We start from the raw sequence: 19,895 nt of genomic DNA on the forward strand, positions 1-19,895 counted from the left end.
CTCGACCGCCGCTCAGCCCTCCTTGCACAGGTGGTCGAGCAGGTTCGCGGTGGCCCGCTGGATCCGCTCGTCGGTGTGCCCGGGCCGGTCCAGCGCCGGCGACCAGGCGAAGGTGCCGGCCGCGAAGACGTACGCGCCGCTCGGCGCCCGGTAGAGCGAGGTCTCCTGGTGCGCCGGGCGGCCCTCGGAGTCCCGGTACGGCGAGTGGGCCAGCAGGATCCGCTCGGTGTGCTCGGGCAGCGCGACCTTGGGGAAGTAGCGGTCCGCCTCGCCGGCGACCAGGTCCGGCACCGGGTCGCCCTCGGCCAGCCCGGTGCCCGCCCACAGCCAGTGCGCGGTGTTGCGGGCCACCAGCGGCACCGGCGCCGGGACGCTGCCCGCGTACTGGACGCCCAGCAGGTGCTGCTCGGGCTCGCCCGCGTCCCGCCAGAGCGCGCTGGCGGCGCCGGCCGGACCGGCGGCCGTCCCGCCGGGGCGCACCCGCTGGCGCTTGCGGCAGTTGAGCAGCCGGTTCGGCTCGCCGGACGGCCCTGCCGAGAGGTCGACCCGCCAGTACATGGTGTTGGCGGACAGGAACACCAGCGAGGTGCCCGCGTCCCGGGCGCCCTCCACCGCCCGCCGCATCGGCTCCGACCAGTACTCGTCGTGCCCGGGGAAGATCAGCGCCCGGTGCCGGGTCGGGTCGACCAGCCCGGCGTGCAGGTCCGAGGCGGTGGCGTAGGAGAGGTCGTAGCCGTAGCGCTCGGCCCACCGGATGAAGTCGTAGGCGTGGCCGACGTGCAGCGGCAGCCCGGCCCCGGCGTGCGGGCGGTCGAAGGAGACCGTCACCGCCGCCTCCGCCTCCCCGACCAGCCGCCCGCCGCCGTCCCAGGCGTGGTAGAGGCTGGCGCCGGTGCGCCCGTCCTCCGGGAAGAGGTTGTAAGCCTGCCAGGTCACGTCCGGCAGCACCAGCAGCAACTCGGACTCCGGGCCGCGGCGTTCGGCCGCCACCGGGGCCGGCGGGGGCGCGGCCGCGGCCGGCTGCTCGGCGAAGTCCCGGACGGTGAACGGGATGTGGCTGCGGTGCCGGTTGTCCGCGGTGGTCAGCACCGCGACGTACGCACCGGGCCGCCAGTGCTGCGGGACGTGCAACCGCCAGGACTGCCACCAGTGGTGGCAGGAGACGGTGCGGCCCACCACCAGCGGCGCGGCCTGCGCCAGCCCGGCGATCAGCGGGCTGGAGGTGACCACGTGGGCCCCGTCGCCGCCGTAGCGGCCGATCCGGTAGACGTCCACGCCGAACTCGCGCGGCGGGTTCACGGTGACCCGGAAGTCCACCGACCCGCCCGGCCGGATCACCCCGGCCGAGGCGAAGCCCTTGATCTGCTGGTCGACGTCGTCCGAGTTCTTCGGCGTGCCGACCGGCGGGCGCGGCCGCGGCCCGGTCACCGGCTCCTGGCCGGGCGCGTCCACGCTCACGTACCAGGGGACGGCGGCCTCGACCCCCGCCAGGTACTCGTCGGGGCTGCGCAGCCAGGGCAGCGGCCCCTGCCCGAAGGGGTCGGACACGCTGTGGGCCAGCGTGGCGGACTCCCAGCGGCGGTTGAGTTCTCTCCCCACGCGCCCTCCCCACGGCGAGTCGCACATGCTCCGCTGGCACGTGCCGGCCGAATGTGCGTGCCGTCCAGCACACCACACAATGCTGGCGCTGCGTCACCCAACGGTAGCAACTGGTGGTCGGGAAACCCCGACCCGGCGGAGCGCCCCCCGCGCGGCCGGTCAACCCGGCAGCCGGACCGGCCGCTCCAGCCGCACCCCGGCCGCCTCCAGCCAGGCCCGCAGCGGCTTGTCCTCGCCCTGCTCGACCGCCCGGGCGACCGCCGCCGCGGGCTCGCCCCGGCGGCCGTCCGCCATCAGCAGCACCGGGCCGTCCAGCCAGTCCAGCCCCGGCACCGCGACGCCGGTGTCCACGGCCGCGCAGCAGACCATCGCCGTCACGTGCTCGACCAGCAGCTCGCGTCCGCTGCGCACGGGAGGCAGCGGGGGCGCGACCTTGGCCGCGCGCGCCACCTGGCCGGCCAGTGCGGCGGCCAGCGCCTCGCCCTCGCCGCCGGCCAGCCGGCCGAGCAGCCGGGTGAGGGTGGGCGCGCCGGCCGGGCCGACCGGGCCCGCGCCGTCCATCGCCGCCTGCAGGGCGACCGCCTGGACCCGCCAGCCGCGGTCCACCACCTCGGCGGGGTAGTCGGTCCAGTCCAGTGGCTGCCAGCCGACCGCGGGCGGCTCGTGCAGCAGGCCGGCGGCCAGCAGCGAGACGGCCTCGTCCACCCGGCCGGGCTCCTCCAGCAGGTCGCAGGCGGGCCGGTCGCCGAGCCGGCTGCCGTAGCTGTCGGCCAGCCGGTCGCGGCGGGACAGCTCGGTCAGCGCGGCGACCACGCCGGCGTTCAGGTGCTCGGGGTGGCGGCCGAGCCGCCAGGCGGGCAGCGCGACCCGGGTGAGCAGCCGGTCCCAGCCGGCGTAGGCCAGGCCGACCTGCTCCTGGGCGGCGATCCGCAGCCCGTAGTCGACCGCCCTGGCCTGCTCGGAGGCCCAGGCGGCGACGGCCCGCTCCAGCTCCGCGGAGTGCTCCCGGCAGGCCCCCAGCAGCGCCCGGTTGATCCGGTCGACCAGCGCCAGCGGGCCGCGGCGGCGGGTGCCGAGCGCGGCGTCCAGCCCCCGGACGAACCGGCGGGCGGCCGCGATGTCGGGATCGGCCGAGGCCGCGGCGCCGGCCACCACGGGGGCCAGCAGCGCGCGCAGCTCGCCGGCCCGCATCCACCAGAGGAAGGGCGAGCCGATCACCAGCACCGGCGCGGGCGGCTCGGCGCGGCGCCCGCGGCGGCGCGGCCGGGCGTCCTCCAGCCAGCTGTCGCAGTCCGGGGTGAGCGAGATGCCGGCCGGGGCGCGGACCTCCAGCCGGTCGGCCAGCTCGCCGATCAGCCGGTGCAGCTCCGGGGCGGCCGACTCGGTCAGCGGGACGGCGGGGGTGACCGGCGGCTCGGCTCGCGACTGCGACCGTGCCACCAGACCGGCCAGCAGCAGGGTGACGGCGGCGACGCCGCAGACCACCCAGCGGACCGCGTCCCAGCCGGGCGCGTCCGGGGCGCCGGGCGCGCCGATCCGGCCGGTGAACCGGCCGGCGAGCAGCACCGCCCCGAGGGCGGCCGGCAACACGGCGGCGGCCAGGGCGAGGCCGCGGACCCGCAGCACGGCCTGGGCACGTGCGCGGGCAGCATCGGCAGCGGCCATACGGCGCGACACCCCCTTCGCGGCACTCGGCCGCCGCTGTGACCGTGATCCGCCGGGACCAGCGATCAGGACGCCCGAGACCTCTCGGAAACGATCGATATCCGAACGGGAAGCGGCGGAGCCGGCCCCCGGTTGTGCATCCTGCGTGGCACTTCTGACAGTTTTGACGCCCGCGTGCGGCTGGGTGTTCCGGACCGCCCGCGATTCCACCCGTCCTGATGACGGCGCGCGCGCACCGGCGGCCCCAGCATCCCCCCGGCGTGGCCCCGCCACCGGCGGCGACCACGGCGGCTCCCAGCAGGCCACGGCGATTCAGCGCACCCTACGGCGGTCGGTCGTGTCCCGTCAGCCGGATACCCAAGGAGTCACCCGAAGGGCTGGAAATCCTCGGCCGGCCGCGTTCGGCGGCCCGGCAGCGGAAAAGCCGCGGGCGCCGCTGCCGGACGGGTGGTCCGGCAGCGGCGCCCGGTACGGCGCGGCGGCAGGTCAGCCTGCGGCCGCCTCCAGCGCGATGTCACGGCGGTGCTGGGCGCCCTTGAAGCCGATCCGGCCGACGCCCTGGTACGCCCGCTCGCGGGCCTCGGCGAGGTCGGTGCCGACCGCGGTCACGGACAGCACCCGGCCGCCGGCCGTGAGCACCTGCCCGGCCTCGTCGGCCCGGGTACCGGCGTGCAGCACGAACACCGTGCCGTCGGCGCTGTCCGCCTCGGCCAGGCCCTCGATCACGTCGCCGGTGCGCGGGGCCGCGGGGTAGCCCTCGGAGGCCAGCACCACCGTGACGGCGGCGCCCTCGTGCCAGCGCAGCGGCTCCAGGGTGTCCAGGGTGCCCTTGGCGGCCGCCAGCAGGACGCCCGCCAGCGGGGTGTCCAGCCGGGCCAGCACCACCTGGGTCTCCGGATCGCCGAACCGGGCGTTGAACTCGATCACCCGGGTTCCGCGCGAGGTCAGCGCGAGGCCCGCGTAGAGCAGCCCGGAGAACGGCGTGCCGCGCCGGCGCAGCTCGTCCACGGTCGGCTGCAGGACGGTGTCCAGCACCTCCTGCACCAGGCCCTCGGGGGCCCAGGGCAGCGGGGAGTAGGCACCCATGCCGCCGGTGTTGGGGCCCTGGTCGCCGTCCAGCGCGCGCTTGAAGTCCTGGGCCGGGACGAGCGGGAGCACGGTGTCGCCGTCGGTGATCGCGAACAGCGAGACCTCGGGGCCGTCCAGGTACTCCTCGATCACCACCCGGCCCGGGCCGTGCGGGCCCGGGGAGGCACCGAAGCAGGCGGCGGCGTGCGCCAGCGCCTCGGCGCGGTCGGAGGTGACCACCACGCCCTTGCCGGCCGCCAGGCCGTCGTCCTTGACCACGTACGGGGCGCCGAACGCGTCCAGCGCCTCGGCGGCCTCGGCCGGGGTGGTGCAGACGTAGGCGCGCGCGGTCGGGATGCCGGCGGCGGCCATCACGTCCTTGGCGAACGCCTTGGAGCCCTCCAGCTGGGCGGCTTCGCCGGACGGGCCGAAGACCGGGATGCCGGCCGCGCGCACGGCGTCCGAGACGCCCGCGACCAGCGGGGCCTCCGGGCCGACCACGACCAGGTCGGCGGCCAGCCGCTGGGCCAGCGCGGCGACGGCCGCTCCGTCCAGCTGGTCGACCGGGTGGACCGTCGCCACCTGCGCGATCCCGGCGTTGCCCGGGGCGCAGTGCAGCTCGCTGACGGCGGGATCTTGGGACAGGGAGCGGCACAGGGCGTGTTCGCGGGCGCCGCCGCCGATGACGAGGACCTTCACGTCTGGAAGGGTAGTCGGTGGCCTGTTCGCGGCCCGCGCCGGCTCCGTCGGATCCTCCCACTGCGGCCCCCGATACCCGGCTTGTTCCTGGAGGAACATCCAAGTCGGAGCGGCTCCGCGCCCTCGGGTCAGTGACCGGCGCCACTCGCGCCTCGCTCGGAAGGGTGAAATCTCGCCACCCGCCGCAACCCTCCGACCTCGCGTTCCGGAGGTGAATTCGGATAACGATCACCTCCGAAGCGGCCCCACGGTCAGCCATTTGGCGGTAAGAAGTGCTGTTGGACCAATGCCGGTCACGGGCCGGGACGCGACACCATGGGCGGCCCGCACCCGCGCACGGAGTCACCGACCGGACCCCGGGTCGGCCGGACCGACACCGGCCGATGCAGCATCAGATCCACACACTGTCGGTCCCGGTAGCCGCCGGGCCTGCGCAGTCACCCGCCACAGGGAGCGCCACAGGTGAGCCAGCCGGAAATGCAGCCCGAGGAGAGTGCCTGGGGCAAGGACGTCGGCGAGGAGGACCAGCCGGTCCTGCCCGTCGCCGCGGGGCGCACCCCGACCCGACGCCGTCCCACCGATCTGAGTGCGCGCCAGTTCCCGCTGGGCGACTGGGGCGAGCCCGCCGAGCGGCTGGAGGAGCTCTACCGCTGGTCCGAGGAGCGGGCGGTCGAGGCGATCGACTGGTACCGCAGGGACCGGGTGTGGAAGCGCCGTTGGGCCCGCCTGCTGCGGTTCGGGGCGGCGACCTTCGCGGTCGGCGGCATCGGCGCCCCGCTGGTGGCACTCACCGGCGTGCTGGACCGGGCGGCGCCCTGGGGGTACGTCGGGCTGGCCATGTCGGCGTCCTGCCTGCTGGCCGACCGGGCCTTCGGGCTGACCTCCGGTTGGATGCGCGACGTCTCCACCGCCCAGGCGCTCCAGCGGCGGCTGGAGGCGTTCCAGTTCGACTGGGCCTCGGAGTGCGTGCGCGAGGTGCTCGGCCCCACCGAGGGCACCGCCGGCGAGGCCGCCGAGCGCTGCCTGGGCGTGCTGCGGCGGTTCTGCGAGGACGTCTCGGACATGGTCCGCAGCGAGACCTCGGAGTGGATGCTGGAGTTCCGGGCCTCGATGACCCAGCTGCCCACCCAGTCCCCGGGCCTGTGGGGCGGGCGCAGCGAGGGCGGGGTGGGCGCCCAGGTGCGGGTGCTGCCGCCGCCGGGCACCCGGCCGACCATGCCGCGCCAGCGGCCGCCGGAGGGCCCGCTGCGCTGACCGGCGCGCCGGGCCGTTCGACCGGGAGCGGCGGCCTGTGCCCGCGGTCGGGGCCGGTCGGCCGGCCGGTCAGGCGAAGACGACCATCGAGCCCTGGGTGACGCTCCGGGTGGCCGCCGCGTAGAGCCCGGCCCAGGCGTGCCGCTCGCGGGCGTACGGGTGCAGGTCGTCCAGCGGCGGGCCGAACGGCTGCTGCAGCTCGGTCGGGCCCAGCGGCCGGGTCGGGGCCGGCGGGTCGAGCACGTCGATGCCCAACACCGGTGCGACCGCATGGAGTTCGCGCAGCAGGCCGAACGAGGAGCCGAGCGGGCCGCCTGCCGCGAGCAGGCCGTCGTCCACCAGCGGGAGCTGGAAGTCCACCGGCACGTAGGCGCCGGCGTGGTCGAAGTGCCAGACCAGGTGGGACTGTTCGGCGGTGGACTCGAACATCTCCAGCAGCTGCTCGTAGTCGCCGCCCAGCGCGTCCACCGGGGTGATCTCGAAGCCGGTGAGGCCCAGCATGTAGGCGCGGCGCAGGAAGTGCAGCGAGTCGTAGTCGAACGCGGCTATCGGCTCGACCTCCCCGCTGATCCCCGGCACGTACTGGTAGACCGGCACCTCGGGCAGGCCGTGGGCGGCGAGCACCGCGTTGTAGCGGACCAGGTCGTCCCGGAACGGATTCTCGGGGCTGTGGGTCAGGACGTCCACGAGCGGGACGAGCCAGAGGTCGCAGGCCATGGGCCGGCTCACCCTCTCCGGTGGGCGGGCGCCGGGTGCGGGGCACCGCGGCGGACGGGCAAGGACGGCCCACCCTACCGGCCCGCGGCAGGCCCTCCGCCCTCCGGCTGCGACAGCCGCAGCGGCCGCCCGAACCGCCCGGGCGGTACGAACCTGGGCAGCGGCACCCGGCCCAGCCCGAGCCCCGCCCGGCCGGCCGCCGGGCGCACCGCCGGTTCGTCCTCGACGGGTTCGGGCGCCACCGTCACCACCGGCGGGTGGTCCGACGGCGGGCGCAGCAGCGGCAGCACCGAGACCGAGTCCAGCGGCTCCCCGGTGAGCCGGGCGAGCAGTTCGACGGTGAAGACGTTGTACTCGTTGACCACCCGCTGGGCGCCCGTGACGTCGTGCTCCTCGATCCGGTCGACCAGTGCGCCGTGCCCGTCCCAGCAGACCCCGCCCAGTTCGCCCGCCGCGCGCAGGTGGGGCGCGGCGAACATCCAGGACTGCACCCGCAGCCAGCCGAGGTAGTCGGCGATCCGGGCGTTGCCGAGCAGCGCCGCCGCCTCCTGCCAGAACCTCAGGTCGCAGCCGACCAGCACGTCCAGCTGGCCGGCCCGGGAGGCCTGGGTGGCGGCGGTCGCCCGGCGGCGCAGCGAGGGCAGCCGGCCCCAGTCGTAGCTCGGCGGCCGCACCAGCAGCTGGCGGATCGCGCTGTCGGTGAGCAGCGCCCGGGCCTCGAAGATCTCCAGGAAGTCGGTCCAGCCGAACTCCGGGACGGTGAAGCCGCGGTGGTGCTCGGCCCGGAGCAGGCCCTGGGCGGCGAGGTCGACCAGCGCCTCCCGGGCCGGGGTGGCCGAGACCCCGTACAGCTCGGCGATCTCCTTGACGGTGAAGTTGCGGCCGGCCGGGAGGCGGCCGGCCATCATCTCCTCGCGCAGCGCCTCGGCGATCTGCTCGCGCAGGCTGTTGCGCCGGATCGCGGGGCGCCCGTCGGCGCCGGGACCGTACGAGCCGGGGAGGCCGAATCCGGGCAGGCCGAAACCGGTCCGCGGGCGGCCGGGGCCGTCGCCGGACATGCGGGACTCGGGCACCCCTGACCTCCCCCTCCTCGACCGGCCTGAACGCGACGCAGGCTCACCTTCTCAAGAGTTGCGCACATGGGTGCCAAACATGTCAAGGACCGGCAAAAGCGGACCCCTGTCACCACCGCTGCGCCGCGCGGCTCCCGGGGCCCGCGCGGCGGGCGCGGCGGCGCGCGATCAGCGCTGGACGGGGGCCGGAATGCCGAGCAGGCGGTCGCGGTGCACGGGGAACTCCGCGCGGGCCTTCGCCACCTCCGCCGGGTCCAGGTCCACCGTCAGCACCTCCTCGTCCGGACCGGCCTCGGCCAGCACCTGGCCCCAGGGGTCGACCACCAGGCTGTGCCCGGCCTGCTCGACCCCGCCGTGGGTGCCCGCCGTGTTGCAGGCCAGCACATACGCCTGCTCCTCCACCGCGCGGGCCCGGGCGAGCAGCGTCCAGTGCTCGCGCCGCTTGGCCGGCCAGGCCGCCGGGACCAGCAGCAGCTCCGCCCCGGCGTCCAGCAGGGCCCGGAACAGTTCGGGGAAGCGCAGGTCGTAGCAGGTCGCCAGGCCGATCCGGCCGAGGTCGGTGGCGGCCGTGACGATCTCCTGGCCGGCGCCCATCACCACTGCCTCGCCGCTGTCGAAGCCGAAGCGGTGGATCTTGCGGTAGGTGTGCACCAGCTCGCCGTCCGGGGCGAACAGCAGTGAGGTGTTGTAGATCGGCCCGTCCGGGTCCCGTTCGACGATCGAACCCGCGTGCAGCCACACTCCCGCGGCCTCGGCGGCGGCCGCCATGGCCTCTGCGGTGGGCCCCTCCAGCGTCTCCGCGCCGGCGCTCCAGGCCTCGTAGGCGAACCCGCCGAGCGGCCAGAGCTCCGGGAGCACCACCAGGTCGGCACCCTCCTGGGCGCGCACCAGGGCGGCGGCCCTGGCCCGCCGCTCGGCCGGCGGCTCGGCATCGGAGACCGCAAGTTGGATCAAAGAAGCGCGCACAGTACCACCGTCCACGACAAGAGTCCTACGATCATCACCCGAAAGCGCTGCCCTGCTGTCACCCGGCAGCGTAACGTGCGGGTAGCGCGTGCGCCCGGAAGCTCAGGAGTCTCCCCCCTCTCCCGGGCCACGTGGCCAGGAAGCTGACGGAGGACCGGAGATTCCCGTGACGGAGAACCAGACCGTGCAGGCGTACACCGACGCATGGCTCCACTCCATCGAGTCGATAGCGGAGCTGCTCGCCCCGCTGCCCACCGACGCCTGGAACCGGGCCACCGAGTGCCCCGGCTGGTCGGTCCGGGACGTGGTCTCGCACATCATCGGCATCGAGTCCGAGCTGCTCGGCGACCCCCGGCCGATCCACTCGCTCCCCCGCGACCTGCGCCACGTCACCAGCGAGTTCGCCCGGTACATGGAGCTCCCGGTCGACAAGCGGCGCTGCCACACCCCGGTCGAGCTGACCGGCGAGCTGGAGTACACCGTCATCCGCCGCAGCCGCGCCCTGCGCAACGCCAAGCAGGGCCCGCAGGACCTGGTCCGCTGGCCGGCCGGCCCGCTCTCCCGCGACCTGCCGTACGAGCAGCTGCTGCGCACCCGCGCCTTCGACGTCTGGGTGCACGAGCAGGACCTGCGCCGGGCCCTGCGCGCGCCCGGCAACCTCGCCTCCCCCGCCGCCGTGGTCAGCCGCGACTACCTGGTGGAGGGCCTGCCCCGGGTGGTCGCCAAGCTGGCCGCCGCCCCGGCCGGGACGGCGGTGACCTTCGACGTGACCGGCGAGCTGGAGTTCCTGCGCACCGTGCGGGTGGACGCGAGCGGCCGCGGCTCGGTGGACGACTCGGCCGGCCCGGGCCCGGACGTCCGGCTCACCCTCGACTGGGAGACCTACCTCCGCCTCGCCTGCGGCCGGGTCCGCCCGGAGGCCGTGCCGCACGCCGTCCGGGTGGACGGCGACGGCGAGCTGGCGGCCCGGGTGCTGGCCAACTTCGCGCTGACCCCGTGACCCCGTGACGCTCTGAACCGCTGCTTCGCCGGCCGCGTCAACCCCGAACGGTGGTACGCGGAGCATCGCGCGCCGGCGCGGCCATCCGCACTCCCGTACGTCGGAGCGGTACCGGTACGTCACCCGTTCGGTGTCGTTGTTCCGGGCAACCCGTCACCGAACGTGAAGGAGGGGCGGCAGTGGACGACACGGCCGACATGGAGCTGGTACGGACGAGCTTCCCGGGGACCGGGCAGCCGATCCGGGTCGTGATGATCGACGGAGAACCGTGGTTCGTCACGGCGGACGTCTGCAGGGTGCTGGGGAGGAAGAACCCCAGCGACACGGCGAGCAGTCTCCCGCCGGGGCAGTCCAGGGTGGTCGACCTGCGGTCGGTGACCCTATCCCTGACTGAGGGTTACGACGTTTCCGCAGGTCGGAAACCCTATGAAGGCGGTAACCCGCTGATCGGGGCGATCAGCGAAGCGGGCCTGTACCGGCTGATCATGCGGTCGGACAAGCCCACCGCCCGCCCCTTCCAGGACTGGGTCACCGGCGAGCTGCTGCCCTCGATCCGGCGCGGCGACACCGACGTCCCGGGGCAGCGGCGGCGGATGGCCGAGACGCTGTCGGAGGCGGTCGGGCAGCGGGTGCAGATCCTCGCCGAGATCGACCACCTGGACGGCGCGGGCATCCACATCCGCTCCGACGGGGAGGTGCACTGCCGACACGGCCGGATGGAACTGCGCTCGCCGGAGCCGGAGCAGGACAGCGGACCGCCGTTCGGCCCGTACTACGAGTGCACCAGCGTCGAGCGGGTCGGCATCCGCGGCGGCCGGGCGTTCCGCCGCTGCGCCCGGCTCAAGGTGGTGGACATGGTGCGCCACCTGGCGCACGCGCCCGAGCCGCGGCCCGGCCCGTACAGCGGGCCCCTGGTCTGCGAGTTCGGGCGGGCCCGGATCTACGGCGAGGCGCCGGACATCGCGGACCTGCTGCGCGAGGCCGGGGAGCTCTGAGCGGCGCGGCGCCGCGGGGCCGGCCGACCGGTCAGCCCCGCGGCGCCCGCCGCACCGTCCGGTGCAGCCGCAGGATCATCGCCGCCCCCAGGGCCAGCGGCAGGAACTGCCAGCAGAACGCCCACCGGTAGGCCTCGGCGGTGTAGCCGCCCCCGTCCGACAGGGCGTCCAGCAGCACCCCGATCCCCAGCAGGGTGAGCACCGCCCCGACGAAGCCGCCCATGTTGGCGATGCCGGAGGCGGTGCCCATCCGCTCGGCCGGGTTGTGCGCGCGGGCGAAGTCGAGGCCGATCAGGGAGCCGGGTCCGTTGCTCCCCATCACCACCAGCAGCAGCACCAGCAGCCACCGCGGCGGGTGGCCGTCCGGCCAGGCCAGGACCACTGCCCAGGACAGCGCCGTGGCGGCGACCACGGCGCCGGCGATCGGCATCCGGGCGGCCGCGCTGAGCGAGACCAGCCGGCCGAACAGCACCCCGAAGAGCATCGTGCTGACCACCATCAGCGTGAGCAGCCCACCCGCGGCGCCCCGGCTCAGACCCTGGCCCTCGACCAGGAACGGCAGGCCCCAGAGCAGGCCGAAGGCGGCGGCGGGGAAGGCGGTGGTGAAGTGCACCCACATGCCGAGCCTGGTCCCCGGCTCCTGCCAGGAGTCGCGGATCTGGCGCCGCACGGACAGCCGTGGCGGCGCCGGGGCGACCAGGCCGAGTGGCACGGCCGGCGCCTCCCGGAGCAGCAGCACGAGCGCGAGGACGGCGGTCCCGGCCAGCGCGATCGCCCCGAACGAGAAGGTCCAGCCCTCCTGGTGCAGGGCCCGGGCGAGCACCACCGTGGTGACCAGGTTGCCACCCATCCCGGCCAGCCCGGTCAGCTGGGCGACCAGCGGATTCTGCGCGGCCGGGAACCAGCGCGCGCTCACCCGCAGCACACTGATGAACGTCATCGCGTCGCCGCAGCCGAGCACCGCCCGCGAGCCGAGGGCCGGCCCGAACGAGGTGGAGAACGCGAACGCGAGCTGGCCGAGGCTCATCAGCAGCACGCCCAGCATCAGCACCCGGCGCGGTCCGAAGCGGTCGACCAGCAGCCCGACCGGGATCTGCATCGCCGCGTACACCAGCACCTGGAGGATCGAGAAGGTGGAGAGCGCGGAGGCGCCGATCCCGAACCGCTCGGTGGCGTCCAGGCCGGCGACCCCCAGGCTGGTCCGGTGCACCACCGCGAGCACGTAGACGGAGCAGCCGATCGCCCAGGCCAGCCAGGCCGCCCGCCCGCCCGGCGGACCGACCACCGACGGAGCGACGACCGGCGGACCGGTGACCGGCTCCCCGGGACGGGGGCCCGGTACGGCTCCGACGGCGGCGGCAGCGGCGGGTACAGGTACGGGTACGGAGCGAGCGGCGCCCACGGGGTCCACGGTCATGGTGGCCCCAGGCTAGTCATCCCATCAAATGATCAATCCTGCAGGGGTCGGCCCGCCGGGCCGGGGCCGGGCCAGGCTCAGCCCGTCACCGTCCAGCTCACCGAGCGGGTCATGAACTCCTGCCGGAAGCCCTCGTCCCGGACCCAGTCGGTGGTGTCGGTGACGGTGGCCTGCACCGTCACCCGCCGGCCGGGCGCCAGGGCCAGCGCCGCGGTGTCCAGCCAGGTCCGGTCCGGGGCCTGCGGCTCCACCGCCACCCCGTCCACCGTCCAGTCCACCCGCAGCTGCCGGGCGCCGGTCAGCTGCAGCGGTTGCACCGCCAGCCGGGCCGGGGCGGCCACCTCGCCCGGCGCGGGGGTGGCGCCGTCCAGCGGGCGGACCCGTCGGTAGAGCTGCTCGATGATCGCCTCCCGGGACGGCAGGTTGTAGGAGCCCCCGAGGGTGCGCATCACCGAGTCCTCGGTCGGCCGGTACAGGCCGTTGGCGCTGCGGTACGCGCCGACCGTGCCGCCGCCGTCCGGGGACGGCGCGTCCAGCCAGCGCCACCACTTCACCTTGGTCCGGCGCATCTGGTCGGCGTCGACGGTGGCGAGGTTGGGGTAGTCGGCGTCGTCCGGGGCGCTGTCGTACTCGTCGCCCAGCTCGCCGACGGTGTGCCCTATCTCGTGCTGGATGATCCGTCCGGCGTCGGGGCTGCCGCCGGCCAGCGTGGTGACGCCGGTGCCGCCCGCGCCGCCGTACTCGCTGGAGTTGGCGAGCGCGATCAGGTACTGCGGTCCGTCGCCCTCGCCCGCGTACCGGGCGGTGGCGGACTCGTCCGCGCACAGCAGCCGGGCGGTCCCCTCGCACCAGAAGTGCATGCCGAGCGGGGTCCGGGTGGAGCGTCCGGTGGACTCGCTCTCGGCGATGCCGGAGGACGGCGAGACCACGTCGACCCGCCTTATGTTGAAGAACCCCTGGTAGGTGCGGAACGGTTCGATCTCCATCAGCGCGCGCCAGGCCCGGTCGGCCTGTTCCCGGAAGACGTTCTGCTGGTCCTCGGTGTACCCGTCGCCGAGCAGGACCAGGGTGATCCGGTTGGCCGGGTCGCCGGAGCGCCTTATGTCGACGGTGGGCGCCGCGGGGGCCCGCAGGTCCGCCTGCTGGGGGCTGCGCGGCGGGGCCGCGTGGTCGGTCAGTGGTCCGGCCGGCGGACCTATCACGGTCGACGGCGACGGTGCGGCCAGTTCGAGCACGGCGGGCAGCGCGGCGGCCGAGAGCAGCACCAGCGCTGCGGTACTCCGGACGAAACGGCCATGAGTGCCAGACGGCATACGGGTCGTCCTCGGTGCTCCGGTCACCCGGCGGGGCGCTCGGGTGGGGGGTCGGAGAGACGTACCCCGGGCGCGTCGCCGCGCTGCCCGCGCGGCCGGAAGTTCCCCCCGGCGGCGCACCGGCTCACCGGGTCGGCCGAGTCCGCGCCCCACCGGCTTGCGGACGGGGCGGTCAGCTGCCCCCGCGCAGCGCCCGCAGCGGGTCGGTCCGGGCCGCCCGGACGGCCGGGTAGAGGCCCGCCAGCAGGCCGACCAGGCTGCCGATCAGCGGCGCCGGCAGGGTGGCCGACGGCTGCAGCACGGCGGTCCACCCGCGCAGCGCCGCGACCGCCGGCACCACCAGCACCCCGAGGCCGGTGCCGACCAGGCCGCCGAGCGAGCCGAGCGCGGTGGACTCGGTGAGGAACTGCGCCGCGACGTGGTGGGTGCGGGCGCCCAGCGCGCGCCGCAGTCCGATCTCCTCGGTCCGTTCCAGGACCGCCACCAGCGTGGTGTTGGCGATCCCGACCGCACCGACCACCAGGCAGATCGCGGCCAGCGCGAGGAACAGCCCGGTCAGGTCGGAGGTGACGTGGTCCTGGAGGGTGTGCGGGTCGGGCGGCGCGGAGACGGTGAGCCGCTCGACCGCGTCCGGCCGCAGGGCCGCCGCCAGCTGCCGGGCGACCACCGGGGCGGCCCCGACCCGGGTGGCGGCCAGCAGGTGGGCGGCCTGGTCCTCGCCGGTGCCGGGGTTGCCGAAGCGGTCCAGTGCGGTGGTGCTCGGCACGATCATCCCCAGCAGGGTGTCGGGCAGCCGCCGGACGTCCTGGTAGATGCCGATCACGGTGTACGGCAGCCCGTCGATGAAGACCGCCGGCTGGGCGTCCGGCCTGGTCACCCCGAGCCGGGCGGCGGCGGCCCGGCTGAGCAGCACTACCGGCAGCCGGGCCCGGTGGGCGTACGGGTCGAGGGTGACCCCGGCGGCCAGGGTGGGCTGCATCGCGGCGATCGCGCCCGGCGTCGCCGCGTACAGCGCCAGGTTCTGCCCGGCCGCGCCGTCGCCGGCGGGGGTGGCGGAGATCCGCAGGCCGTCCGTGGGCACCTGCCACCAGACGCCGGCCGCGGTCACCCCGTCGATCCGGCCGGCCAGCGCGTCGGCGTCGTCCGGGAAGCTGGTCGGCGGCCGGGCGCCCGGGGCCAGGCCGTCCTGCGACGGGTGGTCGGTGACCGTCACGGTGGTGGCCTTGGTGAGGTCGAACTGCCGCCCGATCTGCCCGGAGGCGGTGGCGGTCAGTCCGAGCACCGCGACGAAGGCGCCGACCCCGAGCACCGTGCCGAGCATGGTGAGCACCGAGCGGCCCGGCCGCTGGAGCACCCCGGCCAGCGCCTCGGCGAGCAGGTCGCGCGGGCCGAGCCGGGAGCCGGGCCCGGGAAGGGCGGTCCGGGCCATCTCAGCGGGCCGCCGGCCGGTCGGGGGCCGGGCCGTCCAGCCGGCCGTCGGCGATCCGCACGGTCCGGCCGGCCCGAGCGGCGACCGCCGGATCGTGGGTGATCACCAGCAGGGTGTACCCCTCGGCGTGCAGCCGGTCGAACCGCTCCAGCACCGCGGCGGCGTTGGCCGAGTCCAGGTTGCCGGTGGGCTCGTCGCAGAGCACCAGGCTGGGGTCGTTGACCAGGGCGCGGGCGATCGCGACCCGCTGGCGCTCGCCGCCGGACAGCGTGGTCGGCAGCGCGTCCAGCCGGTGGCCGAGCCCGACCTGGCGCAGCGCCGCACGGGCGGCGGCGAGGCGGCGCTCGCGGGGGGTGCGGTTGTAGACCTGGGCGAGCAGCACGTTCTCCTCGGCGGTCCGGTGCGGCAGCAGGTGGAAGGACTGGAAGACGAAGCCGATCCGCCGCCCGCGCAGGGTGGAGCGCTCGCGGTCGCCGAGCTCGCCGGTGTCGATGCCGTCCAGCAGGTAACGGCCACTGGTGGGGGTGTCGAGCAGGCCGAGCAGGTGCAGCAGGGTGGACTTCCCGGAGCCGGACGGGCCGGTCACCGCGACGTACTCCCCCGCCCGCACGGTGAGGTCGCACGGGTGCAGCGCGGTCACCGGGGGCGGTCCGGCGAAGCTGCGGCCGACGCCGTCGAGCCGGATGACCGGCTCGGCGGGGACGACCTCGGCAGGGACGACCTCGGCGGGAGCCCGGCTCACCGGCCGACCACCACCTGGTCGCCCGCCGCCAGCGGGGGTCCGTCCGCGCTGACGCCCACGTAACCGTCGGCGCTGATCCCGCAGGTGACCGGCACGTTCGTACGCCGCCCGGCCGGGTCGACCCGGGTCACGGCGGTCCGTCCGGCGGCGTCGGTGAAGACCGCCGCCACCGGGACGCTCAGCACCGGCCCGGCCGAGGTGTCGCGCTGCACGGTGATCCGGACGTTCTGGCCGCTCAGCGCGGCCGGCAGCGGCTGCGCGGGGGTGATCCGCAACGGCACGTACGAGGCGGCGGGTTGACCGCCCTGGCCGGGGCCGCCTCCCCAGGTCGCGCCACCGCCCGCCGCGCCACCGGCACCGGCGCTGCCGCCGGCGGCCGGGGCCGGTGCACCGCCGATCGCGATCACCCGGCCACCGGGGGGCGTGGTGGTCGGGGCGCCGACCTCGGCGACCGATCCCGGCAGGCTCTGCCCGGTGGTCTCGGCGAGGATCTCCACCGCCATGCCCGGGACGATCCCGGCCGCCTGTCCGGGGTCGAGCCGGGCGGTGACGGCCAGTTGACCGCTGGTGAGCGAGAGCAGCGGGCCCTGGACGGGTGAGCCGACGGTCGCGTTCACGGCGGTGACCAGGGCGGGCAGCGCGGGCAGGAACACCACCTCGCCGGCCGGCACCATCGGGCCGTTCACCGCGGAGGCCTGTGCGAGCGCCGCACTGTCCTCGGCCAACTTCTGCCGGGCCGCCGTGAGTTGGCGCGCCAGGTCGGCTCCGCCGGCCGCGACCGGCGCGGCGGCCGGGGCCGGCTCCGGAGCTCGGTCCGGCATCGGATCCGGGGTCGGGACGCCGGAGGGCGAGGCGGCGGAGGGGGTCGGGGTCGTCCGGGGCGCGGTCGGGGCCGCGGCCTGCTGGGCCTTGAGCGCGTCGATCGCCGACCGGTCGGCCTCCACGGCCCGGCGCGCGGTGTCCACCGCCTGCTGGGCAGCCGCGCCGGTGGTGGGCACCGGGTAGCCGATCCGCCGGTAGTAGCCGGCGACCGCCTCGGCCGTCCCCGGACCGAAGCTGCCGTCCGGGTCGGCGCCGTGCCCGTGGCCCAACTGCTCCAACGCTGACTGCAGTTCGGCGACGTCCGGCCCGCTGCTGCCCGGCTTGAGGTCCCGGTACGCCGGCACCGGCCCCTGCAGCACGAACAGCGGCTGGCCGGACACCTCCGCCAGCACCTGCCCGTTGGCCACCTGGTCGCCGGTGCGCACCGGCGGGCCGGACACGTAGAGCTGGTTGATCTCGGACGAGGCGGCAGCCGGCGTGACGTCGTACCGGGTCGGCGGGTAGACCTGGCCCCGGGTCACCGCGGACCGGTTCAGCAGCCGGGCGGTGACGGGGGCGGTGAGCAGGGTGTCCGGGGGCGGGGCAGTGTCCGCGGCGCGCTCGGCCGGCGACCTGACCAGCGAGGCCGCGGCCAGCCCGCCGCCGGCGACCACCGCGGCGGCCAGCACGGCCGCCAGCAGGACCCGTCGCCGGCGCCGCAGCCGCGACCCTGCGGCAGCGGGCGCAGCCGCCTCCACCCGCTCCTCGACCAGCTCGCTCAATGCCAGGCCCCAGCCCACTCGGACGCGCGAGAACGCCGTCGCTCCGCGCCTACCCCTCGCCGAACGGGCAGAGCCTACCGGCCGGTTGGGCGCGATCGACCGTGTTCGGTCAACTCCGTTCGGACGACCGCGGCCCGCGCTCCGGGCCGACCGCCCGGCGCGTACGGATCACGCCGTACGGCGATGCGCGCCGAGCACCAGGTGCGTGGCCAGGCCCAGCAGCAGGCCCCAGAAGGCGGCGCCGATGCCGAACAGGCTCATCCCGGACGCGGTGGCCAGGAAGGTCACCACCGCGCCGTCGCGCCCGCGTTCGTCCGCGACGGCCGCCGCCAGGCTGCCCTGGAAGGAGGCCAGCAGGGCCACGCCCGCGATCACCGCGATCAGCGCGTGCGGCAGGCCGGTGAACAGGCTGACCAGCACCCCGCCGAAGCTGCCCACCAGCAGGTAGAGCACGCCCGCCGACATCCCGGCGACGTAGCGCCGGCGCGGGTCGGGGTGGCTCTCGGGGCTGGTGCAGATGGCCGCGGTGATGGCCGCCAGGTTCACGCCCGGGGAGCCGAACGGCGCCAGCAGCACCGACAGTCCGCCGGTCGCGCCGATCAGCAGCCGGTCGTCCGGCCGGTACCCGCAGGCCCGCATGATGCCGAGGCCCGGCGCGTTCTGCGAGGCCAGCGCGACGATGGTGAGGGGCAGCGCCAGGCCGACCGTCGCCGCCCAGGAGAACGCCGGCACGGTCAGCACCGGCCGGGTCGGGCCGCCCGCCCCAAGGTGCAGCGGCAGCCCCACGGTGACCGCCGCCAGCGCCGCCCCGGCCAGCAGCGCCACCGGCACCGCGTACCGCGGCAGCAGCCGCTTGGCCACCAGGAAGGCGGCGAAGCAGCCCAGCACCAGCACGGGGGCGGTCCGAAGTTCGGTGAAGATGCCGGCGCCGAAGGTGAACAGGATGCCGGCCAGCATCGCGTTGACGATCCCGACCGGGACGGCCCGGATCAGCCGCCCGAACAGTCCGGTGATCCCGAACAGTGCCACCACCGCGCTGCTCACCAGGAAGGCCCCCACCGCCTCCCGGTACGGGTACGCGCCCAGGCCCGCCACCAGCAGCGCCGCGCCGGGGGTCGACCAAGCGGTGATCACCGGCGTTCTGGTCCACCATGAGAGCACCAGGCAGGTCAGCCCGCTGCCGACGGAGACCGCCCAGATCCAGGACGCGGTGTGCGTCTGGTCGAGGTGGCCCGCGGCCGTGGCGGCGAGCACCACCACCAGCGGGCCGGAGAAGGAGACCGCGATGCACACCAGGCCGGCGAGCAGCGCGGGGAGCGAGACGTCCCGGCGCAGCGACGGCCGGGCGGCGGGCTCCGCCGCGGGTGCCTGCGCGGGGCGGACGGCGGGGTGCTGGACTGTCGGTCGGTCGGTCACCGGAGCAGTATCCCGGGACACCGCCCAGGACTCCCGAAGAATATTCCGGAACCGCCTGCGCCCCCGCCGGGCTGGCGCATCCGGCACTGTGCGGGGCACGGGGCTCGCGGCCGGCGCCAGCGGCCGGACGCGAGCGACCGGCCCACCCCGTCCACCTCGTCGCCGACCCACCGCCCCTGGGGGTTCCCCGCCATGCGTACGCCTGTCATCTCCCTCCTGGTCCGCGCCTGCGCCACCGCCGTCGCCGCCCTCACCATCGGCATCGGCCTGCCGCTGACCGCCGGCGCCGGCACCGCTCTCGCCTGCGGCGAAGGGCCCGCGGCCGCGGCCACCACCACGACCGCCACCGCGCAGGGTCCGGCCGACACGGTCAGCGGCTTCATCGCGCCGGCTCCCACCGGCATCACCGCCGGCGGCCCGCCGATCGAGATCGGCGTCGAGGAGGCCAACCTCAGCGGCAGCGCGATCGACCGGGTGGTGCCCTCGTTCGCGCTCTACAACGAGCGGGCGAGCGGCGAGGGGATCGGCACTCCGCTCACCGTCGGGGAGGTGTCGGTGGAGGTGATGTCCGGCGGGCAGTGGACCCCGGTCGCGCTGCACACCGGGTGCGACCCGGTGATCCTGGCCGACCTGACCGCGCTCGCCGGTCCGCTGGCCGACGGCCAGGCCCACCGGCTGCTGTTCCGGGTCGGTCTGGTCGCGGACGCCCCCCGCGACCAGACCACGATCCAGGTCTTCTCCGGCCGTACCGCGCAGGGCAGGACCAACCGGCTCGACCTGGAGGTGGAGCACCCGGCCCCGCCGGCGCCGCGGCCGTCCGGCACGCCTTCCGCCGCCACCACGCCGACCGGCACGCCTTCCGCCGCCGGGGCCCTCGCGGTCGGCCTCGGGGTGCCGGCCCCGGTGCGCTGACCGGCGACCCGGACGCGGACGGGCCCCGCACCTCGAGGGAGGTGCGG

The 19,895-nt window shown here is 75.9% G+C and carries 16 protein-coding genes; 4 read left to right on the forward strand and 12 right to left on the reverse strand.

The window, feature by feature from the left end; translation table 11 throughout:
- Positions 1–12: 12 nt before the first annotated feature.
- The 3 genes from ABT014_RS06380 to purD form a co-directional block, all read right to left on the reverse strand.
- Positions 13–1,599, reverse strand: coding sequence for a N,N-dimethylformamidase beta subunit family domain-containing protein (locus ABT014_RS06380; protein WP_502894863.1), 1,587 nt, complete (start codon positions 1,597–1,599; stop codon positions 13–15).
- A 159-nt stretch (positions 1,600–1,758) separates the two neighbouring features.
- On the reverse strand, positions 1,759–3,264 hold the full coding sequence (locus ABT014_RS06385) for a hypothetical protein (RefSeq protein ID WP_350637508.1): 1,506 nt from the start codon (positions 3,262–3,264) through the stop codon (positions 1,759–1,761).
- Between the two features lie 486 nt (positions 3,265–3,750).
- Positions 3,751–5,031, reverse strand: coding sequence for a phosphoribosylamine--glycine ligase (gene purD / locus ABT014_RS06390; protein ID WP_350637509.1), 1,281 nt, complete (start codon positions 5,029–5,031; stop codon positions 3,751–3,753).
- Between the two features lie 462 nt (positions 5,032–5,493).
- On the opposite strand from purD, the gene ABT014_RS06395 reads away from it, so the two are divergent.
- On the forward strand, positions 5,494–6,285 hold the full coding sequence (locus ABT014_RS06395) for an SLATT domain-containing protein (RefSeq protein ID WP_350637510.1): 792 nt from the start codon (positions 5,494–5,496) through the stop codon (positions 6,283–6,285).
- Positions 6,286–6,354: 69 nt separating this feature from the next.
- Here ABT014_RS06395 and ABT014_RS06400 read toward each other — a convergent pair whose 3' ends face one another.
- From ABT014_RS06400 to ABT014_RS06410, 3 genes are all read right to left on the reverse strand, one after another.
- Positions 6,355–7,002, reverse strand: a complete 648-nt coding sequence (locus ABT014_RS06400; RefSeq protein WP_350637511.1) for a putative DNA-mimic protein — start codon at positions 7,000–7,002, stop codon at positions 6,355–6,357.
- Positions 7,003–7,076: 74 nt separating this feature from the next.
- Positions 7,077–8,075 carry a GntR family transcriptional regulator gene (locus tag ABT014_RS06405; RefSeq protein ID WP_350637512.1) on the reverse strand — a complete coding sequence of 333 codons (999 nt, stop codon included), beginning with the start codon at positions 8,073–8,075 and terminating at the stop codon, positions 7,077–7,079.
- Between the two features lie 168 nt (positions 8,076–8,243).
- Complete coding sequence (locus tag ABT014_RS06410; RefSeq protein ID WP_350637513.1) at positions 8,244–9,041, reverse strand: carbon-nitrogen family hydrolase; 798 nt, start codon at positions 9,039–9,041, stop codon at positions 8,244–8,246.
- 166 nt (positions 9,042–9,207) lie between these two features.
- Between ABT014_RS06410 and ABT014_RS06415 the strand changes: the two genes are divergently transcribed.
- Positions 9,208–10,041 (forward strand): maleylpyruvate isomerase family mycothiol-dependent enzyme, encoded by an 834-nt coding sequence (locus ABT014_RS06415; RefSeq protein WP_350637514.1) that lies wholly within the window; start codon positions 9,208–9,210, stop codon positions 10,039–10,041.
- Between the two features lie 251 nt (positions 10,042–10,292).
- On the forward strand, positions 10,293–11,036 hold the full coding sequence (locus ABT014_RS06420; protein WP_350637784.1) for a BRO-N domain-containing protein: 744 nt from the start codon (positions 10,293–10,295) through the stop codon (positions 11,034–11,036).
- A 31-nt stretch (positions 11,037–11,067) separates the two neighbouring features.
- On the opposite strand, the gene ABT014_RS06425 is transcribed toward ABT014_RS06420, so the two are convergent.
- The 6 genes from ABT014_RS06425 to ABT014_RS06450 all read right to left on the reverse strand — a co-directional run bounded on the left by ABT014_RS06425 (position 11,068) and on the right by ABT014_RS06450 (position 18,936).
- On the reverse strand, positions 11,068–12,321 hold the full coding sequence (locus ABT014_RS06425; RefSeq protein WP_350637515.1) for an MFS transporter: 1,254 nt from the start codon (positions 12,319–12,321) through the stop codon (positions 11,068–11,070).
- A gap of 209 nt (positions 12,322–12,530) precedes the next feature.
- Complete coding sequence (locus ABT014_RS06430) at positions 12,531–13,718, reverse strand: M64 family metallopeptidase (RefSeq protein ID WP_350637516.1); 1,188 nt, start codon at positions 13,716–13,718, stop codon at positions 12,531–12,533.
- 220 nt (positions 13,719–13,938) lie between these two features.
- Positions 13,939–15,195 carry an ABC transporter permease gene (locus ABT014_RS06435; RefSeq protein WP_350637517.1) on the reverse strand — a complete coding sequence of 419 codons (1,257 nt, stop codon included), beginning with the start codon at positions 15,193–15,195 and terminating at the stop codon, positions 13,939–13,941.
- Position 15,196: 1 nt separating this feature from the next.
- Positions 15,197–15,937 carry an ABC transporter ATP-binding protein gene (locus ABT014_RS06440; RefSeq protein WP_350637518.1) on the reverse strand — a complete coding sequence of 247 codons (741 nt, stop codon included), beginning with the start codon at positions 15,935–15,937 and terminating at the stop codon, positions 15,197–15,199.
- The gene (locus tag ABT014_RS06445) at positions 15,934–17,520 is read right to left on the reverse strand and encodes a peptidoglycan-binding protein (protein ID WP_350637519.1); all 1,587 of its coding nucleotides are present in this window, start codon (positions 17,518–17,520) and stop codon (positions 15,934–15,936) included. The genes ABT014_RS06440 and ABT014_RS06445 overlap by 4 nt, the downstream gene beginning before the upstream one ends.
- A 168-nt stretch (positions 17,521–17,688) precedes the next feature.
- Complete coding sequence (locus ABT014_RS06450; protein ID WP_350637520.1) at positions 17,689–18,936, reverse strand: benzoate/H(+) symporter BenE family transporter; 1,248 nt, start codon at positions 18,934–18,936, stop codon at positions 17,689–17,691.
- A gap of 192 nt (positions 18,937–19,128) precedes the next feature.
- Here ABT014_RS06450 and ABT014_RS06455 point away from each other — a divergent pair, with 192 nt between their 5' ends.
- Positions 19,129–19,848, forward strand: coding sequence for a hypothetical protein (locus tag ABT014_RS06455; protein ID WP_350637521.1), 720 nt, complete (start codon positions 19,129–19,131; stop codon positions 19,846–19,848).
- The last annotated feature ends 47 nt before the right edge of the window (positions 19,849–19,895 follow it).

The sequence above is a fragment of the Kitasatospora sp. NPDC094015 genome, from assembly GCF_040304075.1.
Taxonomy (GTDB): Bacteria; Actinomycetota; Actinomycetes; order Streptomycetales; family Streptomycetaceae; genus Kitasatospora.

Bases quoted from the DNA above. Each gene is read 5' to 3' on its own strand.
- ABT014_RS06385 (WP_350637508.1), bottom strand. From the start codon at position 3,264: ATGGCCGCTGCCGATGCTGCCCGCGCACGTGCCCAGGCCGTGCTGCGG.
- ABT014_RS06400 (WP_350637511.1), bottom strand. From the start codon at position 7,002: ATGGCCTGCGACCTCTGGCTCGTCCCGCTCGTGGACGTCCTGACCCAC.
- ABT014_RS06420 (WP_350637784.1), top strand. From the start codon at position 10,293: ATGATCGACGGAGAACCGTGGTTCGTCACGGCGGACGTCTGCAGGGTG.
- ABT014_RS06435 (WP_350637517.1), bottom strand. From the start codon at position 15,195: ATGGCCCGGACCGCCCTTCCCGGGCCCGGCTCCCGGCTCGGCCCGCGC.
- ABT014_RS06455 (WP_350637521.1), top strand. From the start codon at position 19,129: ATGCGTACGCCTGTCATCTCCCTCCTGGTCCGCGCCTGCGCCACCGCC.